The organism is Aliikangiella sp. G2MR2-5 (assembly GCF_015687155.1).
Classification (GTDB): domain Bacteria; phylum Pseudomonadota; class Gammaproteobacteria; order Enterobacterales; family Kangiellaceae; genus Aliikangiella.
This window is the reverse complement of the sequence record NZ_JADPQF010000001.1, coordinates 151,651-171,534: the sequence shown is the minus strand read 5'-3', so window position 1 is coordinate 171,534 and position 19,884 is coordinate 151,651. Positions and strand designations below refer to the sequence as shown.

The window sequence follows — 19,884 nt, the reverse complement described above, 5'->3', positions numbered from 1 at the left end:
AGAAACCAGCGAAAAATTGATGGCTTTGCAGTTACCAGGCAAGATTAGTTTTATGATGGTTCAGGCAGGTTAAGGGCAGCCATTTCTTCTTCTTCCCCCAGCTCAACCCTTTCAATTTTACTAAACCTTGAAGAAATTTTGCGTGCGGAAGTATGAACTTGCTCAACGTCCTTAGTTACCTGTCCAATATGTTTAGACAAATTATTCATTCTGGACTCAAATCGCACGAAATCTTTACCCAGGGCCGATAGGTGCTCTTTGATAATATGGACCTGTTGACGAGTTTGTTCATCCTTAATTACCGCTGATGCAGTAGTTAAGATTGCCATCAGTGTAGTCGGCGAAACCATCCAAACTTTGCGTTGATAGGCAAACTCGACTAGTTCCGGATTATGTCCATGTATTTCTGCGAAAACACTTTCAGCCGGAATGAACATCACAGCACCATCACTCGTTTCTGGCGGTAGTACATATTTGTCAGCAATATCATTAATGTGTTTCTTGATATCTTTCGAAAACTGTCGCGAAGCCTCTTTTCGGTCAGATTCACCTAATGATACATCCATCATGCGCTTATAACTTTCTAGTGGGAATTTAGCGTCAATAGCGATTTTACCCGTCGGCTCAGGCAACTCCAGCACGCAGTCCGCCACCTTGTCGTTGCTAAATCGATACTGCATTTTGTAATGGCTATCAGGCATTACATTACTTACCAAAGATTGAAGCTGAACTTCTCCAAATGCTCCACGGGAGCGCTTATCATTTAGTATCTCCTGCAAGCTAACAACATTGCTCGACAGTTCTGTTATTTTCTTTTGTGCGTCATCAATCAGCGCAAGCCGTTTGAGCACATCATTAAATGTTTTAGTAGTTTTCTCAAAGCCTTCACTCAGTCGCTTTTCAACCTGCCCACTAATATCCTTCAATCGATTATCGGTAGACTCGGTTAAACCCTGGATTGATTTTTCCACTGTTTCAGTCTGTAGTTTAAGGCTTCGATCCAAATCGGCTCTTAGGTCAGAAATGCCTTTTCGAATATTATCAGTGATTAGATCCCTTGTCTGTTTTTGGTAATTTTCAAGTGAGGATGAAATTTTCTCTGCAAACTCATTAACCGTGTTAGATACTCGTTGCTGGCCATCACCTAAAGACAATGCGGTAGCTCTTTGAAGGGTCTCAAATTTTTCCACCATCTGAGACTTAAATTCCTGAACATTATTGGAAAGAGTTGAGCCGGAATCAGCAAACCTTTTCTCAAGCTCGACTCGCAGTTCAGCGAGAGATTTAAGCTGGCGATCACGATCTCTCATTATCGTATCGATAATCTGTTGCTGGTCACGAGAAATCTTTTCATCCATTTGCTTCTGTCTTTCTAGCAACAGCGCTTCTTGTCTTTCCAGCTTTAGATTAAGTTCTGATAAATGAGTAAGGTAGGATTTTTGCTGAGCCGAGCGCCAACTCAAAAAGATCAATAAAAGTAAACTTAAAGATGCAATTGCAATCAAAATAAGATTAATTTCTGACTCGGAAATCCCCATTTACCACCTGCTTGCCATTTAGCTAACCTAATTAAATAATCTGATTAGGCTTAAATAATATTGTTTTTTTTGATACCTGCTCCCTCATGATATACCCGTAAACATGTGGTGCAAATGCACAAACAGTTACGCCTATGAAGAATATGCAAGTCCAACCTTTGCTGATTAGAGTTTGCGACATCATATCATCTAGAGGCTAAACAGAGTTAAAAATAATTAGACCTGTAAAAAGGTCAAAATGAAGTTGGTCCCGCTGAAAACAAAGAAAGTTTGTCAACACGGCAAGTTTGAGCATCCTGCCATCACGCCCCTGTGAATTTGTAGACCAGATAACTAAGCGGAGCCTTCCGGCGACGATAATCTTTTCTGTGGAGAAAATACCGGAGAAGCGGCTTTGGGCAGCAAACCCCTGCTACCAATGTCACTTCCTTTTGCCTAGATATCCTGTTAATCAATGTTACCAGCGGGGACAGATATACTAGCAACATCAATACTACTCAGTCAAGTAGTTATCAATATTAAATTCTACACATCCATTGCCCGACCAGTAATGACTAAACGCACTTTTCTTCGATCTTCTCCTGAGCGCCGATCTATACCACTACGCATATCTGGAACGGTAATCATGCGACCGCTCAGCTGACGACGATCAACACCTGAGCGCCGATCTTTTCCGCTTCTCGCTTTTTTGCGGGAAGTCCAAAGTACTTCATCTTCTAACGAGTCAATACTCATGTCGTCTTTAGCCATAGTTGTTTATCTATCCGTGTAGTGCCCTCGCCCAAAATCCCGCTTTAACAAGATATCTTACTGGACAGCATGGTGAACGTTTAATCTCAATTCAAAATGTTACGACTACCATAACCTATATCCTTAAAGTAAGTATAGATATGAATCATCCGATATCTCTTTTTTATTTGCTGTCATAGATTTTCGATATAAAAAATAGATTTTTTCTGGTTATTCAGTTTTAACTCAAAGTAGCCAGTCAATTAAGAAAGGTATTCGCACTGAAAATATTACGAATTTGTGCCAAACTCATTCAAAGTGCCTATTTCTGCGTTTTATAAAATGACAAAAAAGAAGTCCAGAAAACACCACTGGCCGGATAAACAAGAAGAGACTTTGGCTAGTGAAGAAACTGCATCCTTAATGGAGGATAACAGGGATCCGGTTACAACTATTGGACCCGAAGCAAATAGTGCGAAAACTCATAACCTGTTATTGCAAAGAACACTGAATCAACTCCTCGACAGTGCCCACAAGAATCAACAGACTCAGGAAAAATTTTTTCAGTTAGAACTCTATTTTCTCCAGGCTCTGTCATTCGAACAATTAATGTCCCGACTGTTACAAGACTTTAAGAGTCAGTTTAAAGTAGACCAGCTGGAATTATATCTGTTCGATCCAGACAATGACATTAGGCAGCTAATCAATGAAATATATGGTCAATTACCGCACATTAATTTGCACTATTGTGATTCTCTAAGCATAATACAAAGCTTTTATTCTACAGAACGAAATAGTCTGACTAACACTGACACTCAGCTTAAAACAACCTTGACGCAAAAAAGGGATATTATTAATCATCTGTTCACGCCAACAGCTTCAATTACTGACAGCACACAAATCCAACAGAGTGAGATTCAAGCCAGCAAAAGTGTTGCATTACTTCCACTAAAACGAGGCAAAATATTCACCGGCAGCTTACATCTGGGAAGTAAAGATCTGAATCGTTTTTCTCCTAACCTCGCCACCAATTTTCTAGACCACCTTGCCTCGATAATCAGCGTATGTATTGATAATTCAGTAAGTCAGGAAAGATTCAAGCATCTCAGCCTTGTAGATATGCTTACTCGAACCAAAAATCGTCGCTACTTTTTTCAGATTCTTGGCAAAGAAATCTCGAGAGCTAGTCGCTCCGCACAATCAGTCAGCTGCCTTTTTCTGGACATAGACCACTTCAAAAAGATAAACGACCGATATGGGCATGCAGCCGGAGACAGGGCGCTAAAAAGCGTTGCACGAACGATTCAGGCTCAGCTACGTCAATCTGACACACTCGCCAGATTTGGCGGAGAAGAGTTCACAGTATTACTTCCCAACACAGATATTCAGGGTGCCCGAGAAATTGCAGAAAGAATCCGGGGTAAAGTCGAACAACAACCGGTCGAATATGAAAAAGCAAAGTATCTAAATCTAACTCTTTCTATTGGTGTAAGCTGCTGGACGCCGGATAAAACTCAATCAGCAAAAAACGATATTTTGGAAAGTAGTACAAGCGAAATAAAAGATCTGCTGGTTAATCAAGCAGACAAGGCCCTCTACCATGCAAAAGAGAATGGCCGCAATCAAATTGCTCTGTTTTCAAACAGCCCCAACTTGCCAGGCACGCGATGAATCAAGCAGGAGCTTTGCTTCAGAAGTATGACAACTATCGGAAGTCCTCAGTATCCAGCCGGAATAATCTCTTCGCGGCAAACCGTTAGACTGAAGACCAAACTCCTGAACATAGTTTCGTCTTAAACTATCAAAAAAATGACCGAGATGTTTTTCTTGTGAAGTTTTATTGCTAACAAAATGCTTTAAGTGACTGCTATCCTTGACAATATCATACACGAGGAGAATGTTATCGAGTGTACGCCCAGCGGCCAGCAATACTTCATTTTTAGCAGGTAACAACTCATCCAGCGTAACCGTGCAAGGCAAGTCAAAATACTCACAAAAGCGCTGATATATCATCCAGCTACCGCGCGACTTTCCTTCTATAGTGTGACCGGCTATGTGCGGTGTAGCTAACAAACATCCTTCAACAAGCACTTGATCAATCTCGGGCTCGTTCTCAAAAACATCGAGTACAAATTGAGCAGAATTCCCTCTTTTCAAATAATCAGACAAAGCACAATTATCTATCACTGCGCCGCGAGAAGCATTAATAACCAACTGTTTATCAGTAAGAGTGCCGAGCCAGTTTTTGTCAACTAAATGATAGGTAGGATAGTTACCTTTGTGGGACATAGGCACGTGAAAAGTAACAACATCACAACCAGATACCTCGTCAAAACTCACAAAGCTTCTTGGGTCGCCCAGGCATTCTAATAAAGGATCACACAGCAGGTATTTAACACCGAACCAGCCCAGACAACGAGATAAGCTGGTACCCACATTACCGGCGCCAACGATTCCAACGCAAATATCTTCTAACCGTCTATTTTCATTTATCAGCCAATGAGCGATTGCACTCATAACATACTGTGCGACCGCGTCGGCATTGCAACCAGCGGCATTTGTCCAGCAAATTTGATTGTTGTCCATCCATTCTGTGTCCAGATGATCAGTGCCTATTGTTGCAGATCCTACAAACTTTACCGTTGAACTCTGCAATAAGCGGGCATTGATATCGGTAATAGAACGGCAAAGCAAGGCATCCGCATGCCTGACATCTTGGGCAGAAATCTGACGACCAGGCCTAAAAGAGATCTCAGCGTAATCGCCGAAAAGCGAGTCGATATGCGGCATATTTTCGTCTGCAACAATTTTTAACTTATTACTCAACTGATTATCCTTGGTCGATGAGGGAGGCATCGTTATGTTTCAGCAATAAGAATCTGAAAACTTGTCAGGTTATATCCATCTCAAGCGCGATTCAGATTCTATAGATAAGTACTAATCCAGTTATTGTAACGCCTTATCAGTGGATATGTTAATATCCGCTTCTTATGTACTTTGTCGCTCTCGCTGAAGAGTATAATAAGTGACGGGCTTTTTCGTTAACGGATCCTTTTAGCTTGCTTGACCTTACTCTACTTTCATTATTTATCCCCACTTTTATGCTGGTATCAGCTACCCCGGGTATGTGTATGACACTAGCCTTGACGCTAGGGATCACTCTGGGAGTACGAAAAACATTCTGGATGATGTGGGGTGAGCTCGTTGGCGTAGCAACTGTGTCCGTACTTGCCGTTATCGGCGTCGCTTCCATCATGTTGAACTTCCCTCTGACTTTTTTAGTCCTTAAATATTGCGGCGGAGCCTACCTGATTTACCTCGGCGTTCAGATGTGGTTGTCAAAGGGGAAGATGGCGATTAATCTGGACACGAAACAAACGACTCAAATCAGCGAAAAGCAGCTAATGACCCAGGGCTTTGTTACAGCAATTGCCAATCCAAAAGGTTGGGCATTTACCGTTTCCCTTTTACCCCCTTTTATAAACCCTGAACTTTCCATGGCTCCACAACTGGCGGCACTGGTTGCTATCATTCTAATTACAGAGTTTGTCTTCCTTACGCTATACGCTACTGGAGGCCGAACATTAGGAAAATTACTGCAAAACACCAGCAATGTTCAATTACTGAACAGACTTTCAGGTAGCCTGATGGTGGGCGTCGGACTTTGGCTTGCACTTGGCTAGAAGCGCAGGCTCATCTACAATAGTGGCCAAAAGCGCGCTTCGGAGAAAGAACTCAGTTTAAACTCCTGGCGCAGAGTAACAACTCAAGAGAAATCCAATGATTGACAAACTTACTGAAAACTATCAAAACATTTTGACTGCACTGGGCGAAGACATAAATCGAGATGGCTTACTCGATACTCCCAAACGGGCAGCTAAAGCCATGCAGTTTCTTACTCGTGGATACCATCAGGACCTCGATGAAGTTGTCAACGGCGCGATTTTTGAGTCAGACAATGATGAAATGGTTATCGTTAAAGATATTGAGCTTTACTCTTTGTGTGAACACCATATGCTGCCATTCATCGGCAAGTGTCATGTAGCCTACTTACCCACGGGTAAAGTTATCGGGCTTTCAAAAATTGCTCGTATCGTAGATATGTTCGCTCGCCGCTTGCAGATACAGGAAAACATGACCAAACAAATTGCAGAAGCAATTATGAAAGTTACCTGTGCTTCTGGCGTTGGCGTTATCATCGAAGCCAAACATATGTGCATGATGATGCGCGGTGTCGAAAAACAGAATTCCACTATGAAAACCTCGGTAATGCTTGGTACTTTCCGTTCAAAACCAGCAACACGAGCAGAGTTTCTAACCCTGGTAAAAGACTAGTCCTCGATTTCCTGCTTTTTCGTTTCAGATAAAAGAGAAAATAAGTCAATGAGCAGCGGATTCTTACGCCAATTCGATTCTGTTAAACCCGCAGACATCGAGTGGCGTAATGATGTTCCTTTTAGCCGAGAATTTGACGATATCTACTTTAACCCTGAAGATGGTCTGGCTGAATCTCGCTATGTATTTTTAGAAGGAAACCAGCTTCCCGATGACTGGAAGGTGACAAATCAGTCTTACTTTACTGTAGCGGAACTTGGATTTGGCAGCGGGCTCAACTTTTTAATGACAGCCGATTGCTGGCGTGACTTCATACAAGATCAAAGTGACAATAACGTTCGGCATCTTCATTACATTTCGATTGAGAAACGACCATTTCGCTCAAAGGACTTTTTAAGAGCGACTAAACACTGGTCAGAATTTAATGAGATTGCCGCTCAACTTTATCAAAACTATCCGTCATTAACCTTTGGTCGTCACCGCATTGAATTTCCCGAACTTAAACTATCACTGACGCTTTTTCTAATGCCGGTTGAAGATGCGCTAGAAGATTTAAATGAAGAGTTCAGCCACCAGCCTGATAAAAATAAAATAGATCACTGGTTCTTCGACGGTTTTGCGCCAGCAAAAAATGAAAGTATGTGGGGAGAATCTATTTGTAAACAGGTCGCTAAAATTTCAAAAAAAGGAACCCGCCTATCAACATTTAGTGTTGCCGCCGCAGTTAAAAAGCCACTGATAAACGCGGGCTTTACAATTTGTAAGCGTAAGGGGTATGGAAGAAAACGAGAGATGCTGACAGCAGTCTTCGCCCCGAATGAAGACAGCGACCATTTACCAAAATTTGTCAACTTAAAATACGAGAGTCCCTGGTTAACAATAAAAAACTCTCGACTAATGGTCGCAAAAACCAGGGTAGCAATCATTGGAGCAGGACTGGCAGGTTGTGCCACTGCCTATAAACTTGTTGAAAAGGGATTTAACGTCGACTTATATGAAAAAGAAAATACTATAGCTTGTGCTGCATCAGGCGCTGCAGCTGGTATTTATCATCCCCAGTTAACTTCCGATATGAACCTGAACAGTCAGTTTAACTGGCTAGCCTATTTATATTTGCTGCAATTCATCAATAGTTTGGAACCATCGAGAAAAGAGGGCTTGTTTTTAAGCGACGGACTCATTCGCCTTTTACCGGATGAAAAAAGCCAGCATCAATTACTGTCTCTCGCACAAAAATTGGGCTTGTCTGACTGGATAAAACCAGAAGAGTACTTCAACAATAAACGAGCTGTTCGCTTCCCACATTCGGCGGCATTGTCTATTCCAGAATACTGCAATACTCTGCTCTCTCTTTGCGATGACAAACTAGCTTTAAAAGTTAATCACACGATTGATTCAGTTATCAATCATGATAGCAAATGGATTTTGAATATTTCATTAAACAACTTGGATGAAGTAACACAGACCGAGTACTACGATCATGTCATTTTAGCAGGTGGCGCAAACTGTAAGTTGCTGGATCAATACCTCCACTACCCGACCAATATGAGTCGCGGGCAAACAGTTTTTATTTCTCACAAAAATCTTTCGCCAAATTTAAAAGAAGCTATTTGCGAAAAAGCTTACCTGATCAATCGCCCGGACAAAACTCTTCATATAGGCACTACATTTGAAAATTTTTTGAACGATGAGCTCGACCGCAATAGTCAGAATGATATTCTTAAGAATGCCATCGCTTTAACTCGAGAATTGGGAATTGAATTTATTGGAGAGGAAGAAGTTGAAGCCATTCCTCTTAGAGGCACACTGGGCTATCGCCGGCATGCAATTGATCGATTACCGATTATCGGAGCTGCAATCAACTTGGAAAAGCTCAGCTCTGACTTCGCAAATTTAGGTCAATCCAGATTAAGACGAGAGAATCTTAGCTATTATAACTTGCCTGGGCTCTGGCTCAACACAGCCTATGGTTCTCACGGTCTGGTTTATTCGCTATTAGGCAGTGAGTTTCTGGCCAGTCAGATTGCCGGCCAGATAAGTCCGATAGCAAGTACTCTTGCCAAAGTATTATTCCCGGGAAGATATGTCATTCAACAAATGAAACGCAGGTCTTCTGGAGCGGGAACAATATAGAAGCTACTTGCACTTTTTGTTAGCTAGCATTTCTTTCGCTTTATTTACATAGACTTTTGCAAACCTGGCTTCCATTTCATCTTTGCTGTTAACTTTTTTTTGAGCCTTTCGCATTTCACCTTTAATATAGCTACAAGATTGCATGTTGCCATAGTTTTTAGATGAGGAGCTCGATCTTGATGAGCTTGAAGTATTACTATTGCTCGTTTGAATAGGCTTTATTTTCGCTTTAACCGTTTTTGTTGTAGGAATTTCCTTGACTTCAACTTCCTGAGCTTTTTCACTTTGTGGTTTATCGGAATAGTGGACCTTCCCATCCTTATCAACCCATTTATAAACCTTCGCATAGGCATCTACCTGAGCCAACAGAATAACCAATCCCATTAAACCTTTTATAATAAGCTTCATTGCTTCTCCTTTTTCATCGGTAATAATATCCTGTAAAGCAGGATACGATTTACAGGCATCATACGCTAAGTTAGTTGAAATATCACCAAACAGGATAATTTCCCAATCTCACTCTTAGTTAAATATCTCTTCACTTTATTTTTACCCATTCTCTTTAAGTCTTCTTATTACTTTAAAGAATATGTCATATAAATCGCCTAAATTTTGAAGCTCTCATTCATTATACCAAGAGCCAGAAACATGCTATTTAAACGGATAATAATCGGACTGTTATTCCTGAGTCTCTCTAATCCAACGTTTGCCTACAAACAGGAAACTCACAAACGAATTGTCCTCGATGCAATCGCCTACATGAAAGCCCATCCAGAAACAACGGCATATAACAAATTGAAAGCAGTCGCACTAGCAGCAGGGATAACCGTTGAGGAACTTGCGCAAAGACTCGGTCAGGGAGCTTACGATGTAGACGATTTTGCGGATACTTTCATATGCGGCGCTGTTACCGGTGACTGTGTGAATGCACCGCTATGGGGAATCGCTGAAAGCATTGTTAATTATACCTCTTATTGGCACTTTCAGAATCATACCCAAGGAGTCGATGTTCACGGCAATGACATTGGTGGTTACAACTATGACAAGCTAACTGTTTGGGGAGATGTCGACAATATGGCAGCAACCTGGCTACGAGGAGACCATCTTGATGACGGTAGAGGAGGTCAAAAAGGCTGGTTTGGTGAAGATTCAGAATATGAATCTTACCAGATTACTGAAAGCAATTATCGTATTGATAGCTATTCAAACTACAGCATGTATAAAGATTTTGAGACCATCCCTTTCCAGCCTCTCGACAATCTGGCGCAATACTGGTATTCGAAGTTTTGGAATCAACCTAACATTCAATCACTGGGGTTCGTAATGCATGCGACAGATTTACTACAACCTCATCACACCTGGACAACCTCAGCTTTAAACCATTCTGGCTGGGAAGGATGGGTTAAAGACTATTATGAGTCGGAAAGACTAAACGACTTTGAGAAAGTAACAACTGCACTGGAAAGTTTTACCGTACTCGATCCTTCAAGTTCAGATATTCGCCCAATTCTCACCGAAGGAGGTGCTTTTTCCTATGCCAATGGAGGCGCAGTCCTTCATTCCACATCTCATGCCGATCGTCTGGTAGTAGCCCGAGAGGTCGTGCCTCACGCAATTGCAATGGTGGTTCATATCCTTAACCATGCAATGACTCGCTTTTAGATTGTTATGAAAGTCTTGAAAATAGCAAGTTACCTATCGTTGGGTTGGCTGCTGCTTGCAGTCTACCCACTCCACGCCTTTAACGGCAAGTACGCGATTAAGATTGGCAATCATTATATCGATCGGCTAACTTTTGACTGGCTCTATTCTCATTGGATACCAAACAAAGAGATCGACAAAACACGTTTTTCGGAAGAGCTGGTGGATAACAGGTTAATCTATCAGTACACGTTAGAAACGCAGCCACAACTGTTAAAGTTAAGTGAAGTTGATTACTCTCTAAGCTGGCATATTAATAGGCAGATAATTAACTTCTGTCATTCACAGTTTCCGCAAAACATACTAAGTTCGGAAGATGAAAATCCATCCAGGAAATTTACTCTACCTCAGTTAAAAAAACTGGTTGGTAATTTCAAACTGACATCGAGACTTGGATATGTATTATCCGACGAACAAAAGCACTCACTCGATAAAGTTATTCTTTTACCGCTCGATAAATATAAAAGATTTAGCCTGCTAACATTGTTTAATAATTTAAACATTCAAGATAAGCAAAGACTATTTGAAGGCGACCACCAAATTATTTCTCGAGAAATCGGCTTTCAAATCTCCTACAAAAAATACTGTAAGAACAAATCAGAGAGCGAACTTTCAATGGCAAAGGCTATTTTCAAATCCTTACATTTTAGAAATGTGTTACGAGACCATTACGGAATATCACTCAATCAACACGGCAATAACGATTCATTGAGAACTTTCAAGAAGCAGGTTACCAGCAAAGATATTGAAGATTTTTATAACGCTCATAGAGAGTCTTTCAAATTCAAGCAGAAGGTCAAATATGCTGCTTGGGAGTTTTCTTCCAGACGATTGAGCGAAACGTTTAAAGACCAGTTAGATAATGGTCAAGTAGAAAAAAAAACGCAATGGCATCTCAAAAATAATGAGTGGTTGAATAATTTAGCATTTAGTCTGCCTGTAAATAAAGTTAGCGAACCGATACTCTCTCCTGTCAAAACATGGACATTGGTTTCTGTAGTCGATGTCAAATATGACTACTATCCGCTTGAAAGCGAAACAGTACGATATATCGCGTCATTGGAAATTGCAAAAAAACATGCCAGAAAACGCTACGAATTTCTACTAAGAAAACTAAAAAAACAAATACGGATCACAATCAATGTATAAATTTTTGCTTAGTCTTTTTTTCGTTATAGCTAGCACATGTCTCTACTTGTTCACAAATGGTAAAAGTCCAGACCCAATTCCGCTAGACAGAGAAAATTTTTCAGCGAAGGATCCTAACATTTCCAATATTGCGAAACAAACAAGCGATAAAAATCTACCCAATTTCAAATCTGAATTGGAACTAGTCATCAAAGAAAAACAATTGGGAAATCAGATCAAACTTGACAATCAAGCGATTGCCAGCCTTGCACGTTCTATCAATGTCCCACCAGCCGACCTCCCCCAATTATCAGGTAGTTTCACTAACAATCGGGCATCTAAACAACAGATCGCCGATCATGAGCTATATGCTCAATATGAACAAGAATCCAGGATTCAACTCAAACGATCTTATATCATTGCTGCAAGAGAAAAAGTAGCAGAGCTCGACAGATTTATCGAACTAGGCAAGCAACGAGGTATCGAGCAAAGCTTGATAAATGAAGCAGTTCAAAAGCGTGAAGGTATAAAAAAACTAGCGCTGAAGTTTGAAAAAGAACTAAAGTGATCGGACAGATTTCTTTATAAGTTTCCTTTACAAGCATCCTCTTAACCAGAGCGTTTTTATGCAAAATTAAAATCTCAGTTTAAACAGGATGTTGATTATGCAGGTTGAATTTTTTTATTTTAAATCATCACTATTGTTTTTATTACTCAATTTTTAATCGACATACTTTTCTGAAGAATACTTATTGCAAAGCACAATAATCAAAACGGATTATATTGCATACAATGAACAACAAAGGTAATGCTATTAATCGAGTTAGCGATTGAGTTAGGAAGGAAATATAAGTTAATATGCGCCATATGAACAATATGAAACCTACATATGAAATTGCAGATCCTCTGATTAAACAGTTTGTGCAACCTCTATCAGCTGGAGACTTAGCCAAACCATTTGAATCACGAGATGAAGACGGCCGTATATTAAACCTGGCAGACGATCACCTGTCGGGCAGGCATTTAATATTAATATTTCTGAATAACACCAGAGAATCGACAGCGCTCGAAATTTTACGGTCATTTGCTGAAAACAATCAACGGCTAACCAATAGCAATGCCAGCGTACTAGCAATACACTCAAACAGTGACGCGTCTATTAATAAGAAGCTTAAAGAAGACTCGAGATTTGCTAACCCGGTACTTTCTGACTCTGGAGGTACAATACATGCTACTTACGGTCTTCATAAAAATCATGGACATCAAGTCAGAATTGTCTTACTTACCAGGCTTCGACAAATTCGCTCCTGGTTTGACGATCCTCAAGATATCAATGTAACAATTAGAGATATTATGGAACAAATTACACCTCCACAGCAAAGCGAGAATGAAAAGTGGTACCCATTTCATGCTCCCGTCCTGACAATTCCCAATGTATTTACACGTGATGAGTGCAAGATGCTTATTGACTCATTCGAAACCCAGGGAAACTTTTTTGTATCTGGAAGCCAAACGGCAGGTTTTACTACAGATTTTAAGATGCCTATTTACGAACATAACCGGCAAGATAGAGTTGATCAGGTAATTAGAGATAAAAAGTTGACTCAATTTATCGACCAAAGAACTCATCAACGAGTCAATCCCATGATTAAAAAAGCGTTTGCGTTTGATGTTACCCGACGTGAAGACCTGCATATTGCGAGATATGTCGGTAAACGCGGAGGCAATGAGATGGGACACAGAGATAATACCAACCCAAAAGTCGCGTACAGGCGCTTTGCGTTTTCAATGAACTTGAATGATGACTATCAAGGAGGGGGTGTTGTTTTTAAAGAATTTAGCGATCATCCCTATAGAGCAGAGCCTGGAACTGTAATGATTTTCTCTAGCTCACTACTACACGAAGTACAGGAGACGACTAGTGGAACTCGCTACAATTTAATCACTCATCTATTTAATGACTCGGCAATACAACAACCACAAAGAAGACAACCTGAATACTAAATTTACCGGATAAGAATTCGTGCAAGTTCGCGCTTTTATTTCGCGCGAACAATTAACCCAGGCGAATAGCAAAACAGCAGTACCATTCGAGCGCTTATAATCACTTCCCTACCACAGAATTATAAATATCCGTTAGCTGAATTAACCTGCTTTTTCTCAATCCAGCCTCGAAACATCGATATAAATCTAAAACTTTTTCCTTACTATTCAAATAGTTAATTTTATTTTGAATTTTTTGTGATTTTTTTGGCCGGATTTTCTGTGGTTCCTGTTATCTCCAGTTAGAGGAGTTCAATTTCCTCACTACTAACTAACATGGAGATAGAGTAATGAATAAAACGTTAATTTCTTTTACAGGGATACTACTCAGCTTAACAGCAGTATTTGCTGTCCCTGCTCAAGCAGGAAGCTCAAGTACAACAGATACAACTTTTACTACCACTACTATTGGCGGAATCGACGGCTGCCCGGAAGGCTTCTATCCGATACCTTCTGGCTTGGCCTGTGCAGCGGAAAACTTAACCATAGAACCCACCGCCGAAGCCCCCCCAGGAGAAGACTGTCCTCCCGGTTTTGAGCGTGTTCCCGGCGTGAGGTTCTGTGTAGCAACAAACCTGCAAATTCAAATTCCTGATAATATGATGCTTCTGGAAGGTGTTATCGGAGGTGATTGTCCTCCAGGATTTTCCCGTCCTGTAGGTTCTACCATTTGTGTAGCGGATAACCTGGTATTGGATACAATCGAGCGAGAAGTAAAGCTAGTCAAATTTGAGCCAGGTTGTCCTGAGGGCTTTCACCAACCGGTAGGGGTGCGTTTTTGTGTGCCTGAAAACTTTCTGGCTACCCAGCTACCGCTTCCTAATGCTTCAGATTGCCCACCTGGCTTCTACCGTCCACCAGGTGTACGCTTTTGTGTTGCATCAACAGTTGTCGAAGGTGGTAACGAACTAATTAACCCTCTAGCCGTTCCTGAAGGCGAGTGTCCAAAGGGCTGGTATAAAGGAGTAAATGGTTTTTGTATGCCTGAAAACAAAACCACAGCGTGCCACGATGAGTGTGGGAATCTGGATCCCAGTTTAACCAAGGTAGAAAACATCTTGAAATCTCGGGAATCCAGAACTTGCGCTAGCGATGAATACCAACTATGGTGGGACATGCCGGTATTCGACAAATCAGGAAAAATTGTCGGCTTTGTTAATACTCAAAGTTGCGCAGCCAAAACGGTTACCTATATGCCCAATGGCGTTAACTAATACTGGGAAAGGAAAAATTGCGCTCCATAAACGAGCGCAATTTGTTGTTACAAGGACGTTTAGAAAGGAGCAAATCATGAATTCACCCGGAGCACAACTCTGTACCTTCAACGCAATCATTCTTAGAGTTTTAATTCCATTTTGTGTCAGCCTGACGGTCAACTCAGAAACGAGTGAGAATTTGAGTACTTTTAACACAACTTCAGATTCTACTTATGATTCGACGAACTTGTCCGACTGCCCACAAGGTTTCAGGCAAAGCGCCGTCGCTAACGTTTGTATCGCGAATGAGTTAGCATCCTTGGTAGTATCAAACCTGTCTCGTGATGGCAAATGTGAAAAAAACTATGAACAGATTATCGGCACTCTATTCTGTACGGAAAAAAAACATTTTGTATCAGCAAGAGAAACAACCTATCTGATCGCAGGAAAATTCGAAAGCTACTGTCCAGAAAACCACTCTCGACCACAAGACTCTGATATTTGTCTTGATATAAAGCTCTCATTAATTAAACAGGACCAAATGCTAAAGCTTATCAATCCGGATGGAGGGGGAACCAGCGTGCCTCCTGATGAAGCTGTTGGTCTCTTTGCCGCACCGCCTATCGAGTGTGAGCCAGGTTTTATTAAACCTCCAGGTTTTCATTTTTGTATCGCAAACAACCTGGCACTAGTAGCAGAGCCGCAAGAAGAAGATTTTGAAATACCCCGCGGTGAGTGTCCGCTGAACTGGAGTAGAAAAATCGATGGCGGATTTTGTTTGCCGGACTACAACCTGCACATATGTGGAAGAGATTTTAACTGTGAGCAAATGCCTGGTGATAATTTTCGCATTTCTAAAGAACCACTGAGCTGTCCAGAAGGTTATTTAAAGAAACAGGTTAATATTCCTAGCTTCGATACTTCTAATCCGGATAACTTTACTACAATTCCCGCTTACGCCTGCGTACCACCCGATAAATTCGATCACTAGTTCATTGTCATTTATCGCCAGTCAAGTAGGGATAAAGCTATTTTTTCCCTACTTGCCTACTTTTCGATAATTTCTCGAGCCAGATCTAACAATAGTCGCCGATGACCATATTGATAGACTGAAAGCTTACTAAGTTGCTTATAAGTTTCTACGATGGATTTACTATTGTGCTTATCAGGGACTCTAGTTTCTTCAGCCTGTTTTCTAATTGAAAGATGCTGATTCAATAATCCATTTGTCAGTTTGGCTTCGGCAATTAAAGAATGACTGGCAGGTAACTTCTGCATCAGAATAGTCATTGCATTGGTTACCATTTCCTGTGCTTCGCTCAGTGCCTGCTTTGTAGAAACGAAATTAGTAGTTTTTGCAATGGAGTCATCTTGCTTTGCGGATAAATACAGAATCAACTGTGCGTAACCTAACTGACTAATGGCAAAATAGATACCATTATCAGGAAGACTTTCGATTGCATTTTGATAATAACTTCGAGCTTTCGACAGCTCTCCATTTAGTAGAGCGAGCTTAGCTAGCAGATGTAAACTTCTAGATACAACCCTCTCTCCAGCAGCAACATCCTGATAAACATTAAGCATCTTCTGGTAATAGTCGTCAGCAATTTCTAACGCTCCCAAGTCCTGTGAAACCTGTCCAAGCCTTGCGTAGAGGACAGCACGAATAAAGTTATTTTTTGAACTTGATTTCAGATTATTATCCAGAGCTTCTAAAAAATACTCCCTTGCCTTTGACAACTCTCCTCGCGCATGAGAAATCTTCCCCAAAGAACGTAAAGGCGCTGAAAAATAAGGATGATTGTTTGGCAAAATATTTTGTTGTATCTGATAAGCGCGTTTGCTATGAACTAGCGCTTCATCGAATCGCTCCATACTTATAAGGAGAATACTCAGGTTATTCAAATAGATTGTAAAATAGGTGTGCTCTGATCCCAGGACTTTTTCATGTATTCGAATTGCCTTTTTCATATTTTCCAAAGCAGCATTAAACTCACCGCGATCTTGCTGAATGCTCGCCAGGCCATTTAGCGCTACCGCCATTTGTTCATGCTCCTCTTCACCGACTTGGTTAATGGTATCGATAGCTTTTTGGTAAAGCTGAAGGGATTCTTTGGTATTTCCCTGTTTTCTTTTGAGCTGAGCGAGTGCTATATGAGCCTCGGCATACTCAATAGTCAGTTTATTTTCACCGTCATCAAGTAATGCTTGATGAAGCCTCAGGCTTTCATCAAATAAATTTTGAGCTTCTGACAATTTGTTGCTATTAACATAGCTAACGCCAAGATTGGTCAATGTATGCGCAAGCGTAAATGAGTCAGGCCTACTCTGTAGCCTTTGCTTTTCTAACGCTTCTTCTAGCAACTTTGTACTCTTGTCCAACTCTCCCTGACTGAAATATATCTCGCCCAAGTTAGTCAACATATGGGCTTGAATTAGTGGTGCAGAGTCTAGTTCATTGAGAATTTTCTGGTGTCCTTTTTGCAATAACTCATCGGCTGTTATTTTGTTAAGACCGGAGATATTGGGATCTGCCGCTTTAAAAATATCTAGCATGAAATCTGAAATTTTTTGGGCTTTATTTTTCTCAAGATTACTTTGTGCTAGCGCGGCTTGAATCTTTTCTGATTGAATTTTTAGCGTTGTTGTGTAGGCTGCTAGCATCGCAACAAATAATACCAGCGAGCCCACTCCTTTCCAGTGACGTTTTAGATATTTTTTTGACTGATAAACAAAAGTCAACTGTTGAGCGCTGATGGGGCGATTTTCAAAGTATGCTTCAATATCAGAACGCAATGCTGTCATCGACGAATATCTATCTTGAACTTTCGCATTGAGTGATTTAAGAATAATTGCATCTAAATCACCTTGCAGCGTATTTTTTAATTGAGTGGGTGTGGCCTGACGCGATTGAAAAATTTTGCTGTTTTCGCATATCCCAACCTTTTCATTGATGACGCTTGGTTTTGTAGGTGGTTCAGAGCACATAATTTGTGCCACTTCCAGCAAAGAGCCAGCAAGATCTTGAAATGCCTGTCGTCCAGTCAAAAGCTGATAGGTGACGAGACCTAACAAATAAGTATCAGTCGCGGTAGTAATCGGTTGGTCCAGCAATTGTTCTGGTGCAGCATAACCCGGCGTTAAAATCTGATTTCCAGTTTGAGTTAGTTGCTGCTCTTTTTCTTCGTCTATTAACTTAGCGATCCCAAAATCAACTAACCGAACCTTTCCTTCGCTAGTTACTAATATGTTCGAAGGCTTAATATCTCGATGGACGACCAGGTTTTTGTGGGCATAATCTAGCGCATCAACAATCTGTAAGATCAAGCGCAGACGAGACTTGATACTCAATTGGTTATTATCACAATAACTATCGATGGGCTCTCCTTCGATATATTCCATTACGAAAAATGGAGTTTGGTCACAAGAAATACCGCCATCAAGCAACCTTGCGATATTGGGATGTTCAAGCCTGGCCAAAAGCTTTTGTTCTTTTTCGAATCGCTGAACCAGGTGTTCACTTGATTTTCCGGTAGTCAAAATTTTTATAGCTACCAGTTTTTCAAATGAATCACTCAGAAGTCTAGCTTTGTAAACCTTTCCCATTCCACCACAGCCAACTTCTTCAACAATCTGGTACTTTTTACCCAGGTTTGGAAATCTTTGAGTTGCAGTAACTATTGCTGACTGTTCCTCCAGGGTTAAGGCTGACTCTTTTTCAGGCTCACCAGTCTTTTCACGATTTGATTCAACACTGATTGATTCTTGATTAAATAGATCTAACGCAGATTCTTCCAGTAGGTTTAACTGAGAAAGGTCTTCATCAAGCAACTGCTTCAACTCAAGATACAACGACATATCGTCACGATATTTTTCTATGTAGTTTAGTTGTTCTGATTGAGGTTGCTCTAGCACGTCGTCCAGAGCAGTTTGGATTTCTAGCCACCGAGATTTGGAAATTCCTATTGCCATTGTACTTTCCTTAACAGTTAGTGCCCAATAAAACAGGAACTTGTTTTAAACCTGACGATATTCATTACCGGTCAGAAAGGAAGATCTAATGTTGGTTCTGGGTTTACCTAACTAGTTCCGGCTACATCTAGTCAGTTCCCTTGTGTTGAATTTGATCCACTTAGCTCCATGCAGTCCCCCTCATCTAGGTGGATAGAGCTCGCGCCAACAATGCTTTTGCTTTTTGCCAGTTTCGCCGTACACTGCGTTCGCTTATATTCAGTATTTTTGCTGTTTCCTGCTCATTCAAGCCTGCAAAAAACCTTAACTCAACCAGTTTGACCAAATCAGGATCTAACGACTCCAACTCCCTTAAGGCTTCATCAATACTGATTATCTGCTCCAGCTTGCTATTTACAGACAATTCATCAATACTGGCAGTCGCTTGCCATTCTAATCCTCGCTTCAAGGTCTGCTTTTGTTTGGAATAGTTAATGAGAATTTGGCGCATGGCTTTTGCTGCTATCGCAAAAAAGTGACTACGATCGTTACTCTCAAGCTTTTTACTTCCCACTAACTTCAGGTAGGCCTCATTGACCAGTACGGTAGTACAAATGGTGTCAACCGACCAGACTTTACCAAGTTGTCTGTGAGCAATCTGTCTTAACTCCTTGTAAATGGCAGGAAACAGACTTTCCATTGCCTTTTCATCGCCTTTATTAACATCTGATAGAAGCTGAGTAATATTTTCGATCATATTATTTTTATTAAGAAGCGACTAAATTTAACTGCAATAGCCGAAAGATTATAGTTGGTTGTATTGTCGACTATAGTCTAGTTAGCTGTACTTGCCAATCATGCGATACTCAAAGCGAGATTTTGATATTATTATAAACAATACATCACCTTTCTTTTGTCATAAAATAAACATCATCGATAAAATATGCAAATTCGCCTGAATCAACAACTCTATGGTTGATCCCCACTGTCACACCTTGCGCGCCAGAGGCAGCTTCGATATCACCAACAGACAAGTTTTGCCAGCCATTAGTGAATTCAACCCTGTCTTCGACAAATCAGGCCTGGCTTCGACCACAGTCAACAAATGAAGAGATGATTTTATACATCTT

The 19,884-nt window shown here is 40.8% G+C and carries 16 protein-coding genes; 10 read left to right on the top strand and 6 right to left on the bottom strand.

What is annotated here, in order from left to right:
* Window positions 1–50: 50 nt before the first annotated feature.
* On the bottom strand, window positions 51–1,538 hold the full coding sequence (gene rmuC / locus IYN84_RS00695; RefSeq protein ID WP_246722557.1) for a DNA recombination protein RmuC: 1,488 nt from the start codon (window positions 1,536–1,538) through the stop codon (window positions 51–53).
* 525 nt (window positions 1,539–2,063) lie between these two features.
* Window positions 2,064–2,288 carry a hypothetical protein gene (locus IYN84_RS00690; protein WP_196137254.1) on the bottom strand — a complete coding sequence of 75 codons (225 nt, stop codon included), beginning with the start codon at window positions 2,286–2,288 and terminating at the stop codon, window positions 2,064–2,066.
* A 321-nt stretch (window positions 2,289–2,609) separates the two neighbouring features.
* Between IYN84_RS00690 and IYN84_RS00685 the strand changes: the two genes are divergently transcribed.
* A complete protein-coding gene (locus IYN84_RS00685; protein WP_196137253.1) occupies window positions 2,610–3,938 on the top strand; it encodes a sensor domain-containing diguanylate cyclase in 1,329 nt (442 codons plus the stop codon).
* Here IYN84_RS00685 and IYN84_RS00680 read toward each other — a convergent pair.
* Entirely contained in the window at window positions 3,906–5,093 is a 1,188-nt protein-coding gene (locus IYN84_RS00680) for a 4-phosphoerythronate dehydrogenase (RefSeq protein ID WP_196137252.1), read from the bottom strand. The genes IYN84_RS00685 and IYN84_RS00680 overlap by 33 nt on opposite strands.
* Before the next feature lie 233 nt (window positions 5,094–5,326).
* Between IYN84_RS00680 and IYN84_RS00675 the strand changes: the two genes are divergently transcribed.
* The 3 genes from IYN84_RS00675 to mnmC all read left to right on the top strand — a co-directional run bounded on the left by IYN84_RS00675 (window position 5,327) and on the right by mnmC (window position 8,735).
* Window positions 5,327–5,950: a LysE family translocator gene (locus IYN84_RS00675; RefSeq protein ID WP_210330243.1), complete on the top strand. Its 624-nt coding sequence runs from the start codon at window positions 5,327–5,329 to the stop codon at window positions 5,948–5,950.
* Window positions 5,951–6,047: 97 nt separating this feature from the next.
* On the top strand, window positions 6,048–6,602 hold the full coding sequence (folE, locus tag IYN84_RS00670) for a GTP cyclohydrolase I FolE (protein ID WP_196137251.1): 555 nt from the start codon (window positions 6,048–6,050) through the stop codon (window positions 6,600–6,602).
* Window positions 6,603–6,650: 48 nt separating this feature from the next.
* Window positions 6,651–8,735, top strand: a complete 2,085-nt coding sequence (mnmC, locus tag IYN84_RS00665) for an FAD-dependent 5-carboxymethylaminomethyl-2-thiouridine(34) oxidoreductase MnmC (RefSeq protein ID WP_196137250.1) — start codon at window positions 6,651–6,653, stop codon at window positions 8,733–8,735.
* 3 nt (window positions 8,736–8,738) lie between these two features.
* Here the strand turns inward: mnmC and IYN84_RS00660 are convergent, their stop codons facing one another.
* Entirely contained in the window at window positions 8,739–9,143 is a 405-nt protein-coding gene (locus tag IYN84_RS00660) for a DUF4124 domain-containing protein (protein WP_210330242.1), read from the bottom strand.
* Between the two features lie 240 nt (window positions 9,144–9,383).
* Here IYN84_RS00660 and IYN84_RS00655 point away from each other — a divergent pair, with 240 nt between their 5' ends.
* The 6 genes from IYN84_RS00655 (at window position 9,384) to IYN84_RS00630 (ending at window position 15,794) form a co-directional block, all read left to right on the top strand.
* The gene (locus IYN84_RS00655; RefSeq protein WP_196137249.1) at window positions 9,384–10,397 is read left to right on the top strand and encodes a phospholipase; all 1,014 of its coding nucleotides are present in this window, start codon (window positions 9,384–9,386) and stop codon (window positions 10,395–10,397) included.
* 6 nt (window positions 10,398–10,403) lie between these two features.
* On the top strand, window positions 10,404–11,585 hold the full coding sequence (locus tag IYN84_RS00650) for a peptidylprolyl isomerase (protein ID WP_196137248.1): 1,182 nt from the start codon (window positions 10,404–10,406) through the stop codon (window positions 11,583–11,585).
* Entirely contained in the window at window positions 11,578–12,132 is a 555-nt protein-coding gene (locus tag IYN84_RS20915; protein WP_210330241.1) for a hypothetical protein, read from the top strand. Before IYN84_RS00650 ends, IYN84_RS20915 begins: the two co-directional genes overlap by 8 nt.
* A 290-nt stretch (window positions 12,133–12,422) precedes the next feature.
* A complete protein-coding gene (locus tag IYN84_RS00640; protein ID WP_196137246.1) occupies window positions 12,423–13,568 on the top strand; it encodes a redoxin domain-containing protein in 1,146 nt (381 codons plus the stop codon).
* A gap of 329 nt (window positions 13,569–13,897) precedes the next feature.
* A complete protein-coding gene (locus tag IYN84_RS00635; protein WP_196137245.1) occupies window positions 13,898–14,821 on the top strand; it encodes a hypothetical protein in 924 nt (307 codons plus the stop codon).
* Window positions 14,822–14,897: 76 nt separating this feature from the next.
* Window positions 14,898–15,794 carry a hypothetical protein gene (locus tag IYN84_RS00630; RefSeq protein ID WP_196137244.1) on the top strand — a complete coding sequence of 299 codons (897 nt, stop codon included), beginning with the start codon at window positions 14,898–14,900 and terminating at the stop codon, window positions 15,792–15,794.
* Window positions 15,795–15,850: 56 nt separating this feature from the next.
* Here the strand turns inward: IYN84_RS00630 and IYN84_RS00625 are convergent, their stop codons facing one another.
* Together IYN84_RS00625 and IYN84_RS00620 are read right to left on the bottom strand one after the other, a co-directional pair.
* Window positions 15,851–18,775 (bottom strand): serine/threonine-protein kinase, encoded by a 2,925-nt coding sequence (locus IYN84_RS00625; protein WP_196137243.1) that lies wholly within the window; start codon window positions 18,773–18,775, stop codon window positions 15,851–15,853.
* A 184-nt stretch (window positions 18,776–18,959) separates the two neighbouring features.
* Complete coding sequence (locus tag IYN84_RS00620; RefSeq protein WP_196137242.1) at window positions 18,960–19,511, bottom strand: ECF-type sigma factor; 552 nt, start codon at window positions 19,509–19,511, stop codon at window positions 18,960–18,962.
* Between the last annotated feature and the right edge of the window lie 373 nt (window positions 19,512–19,884).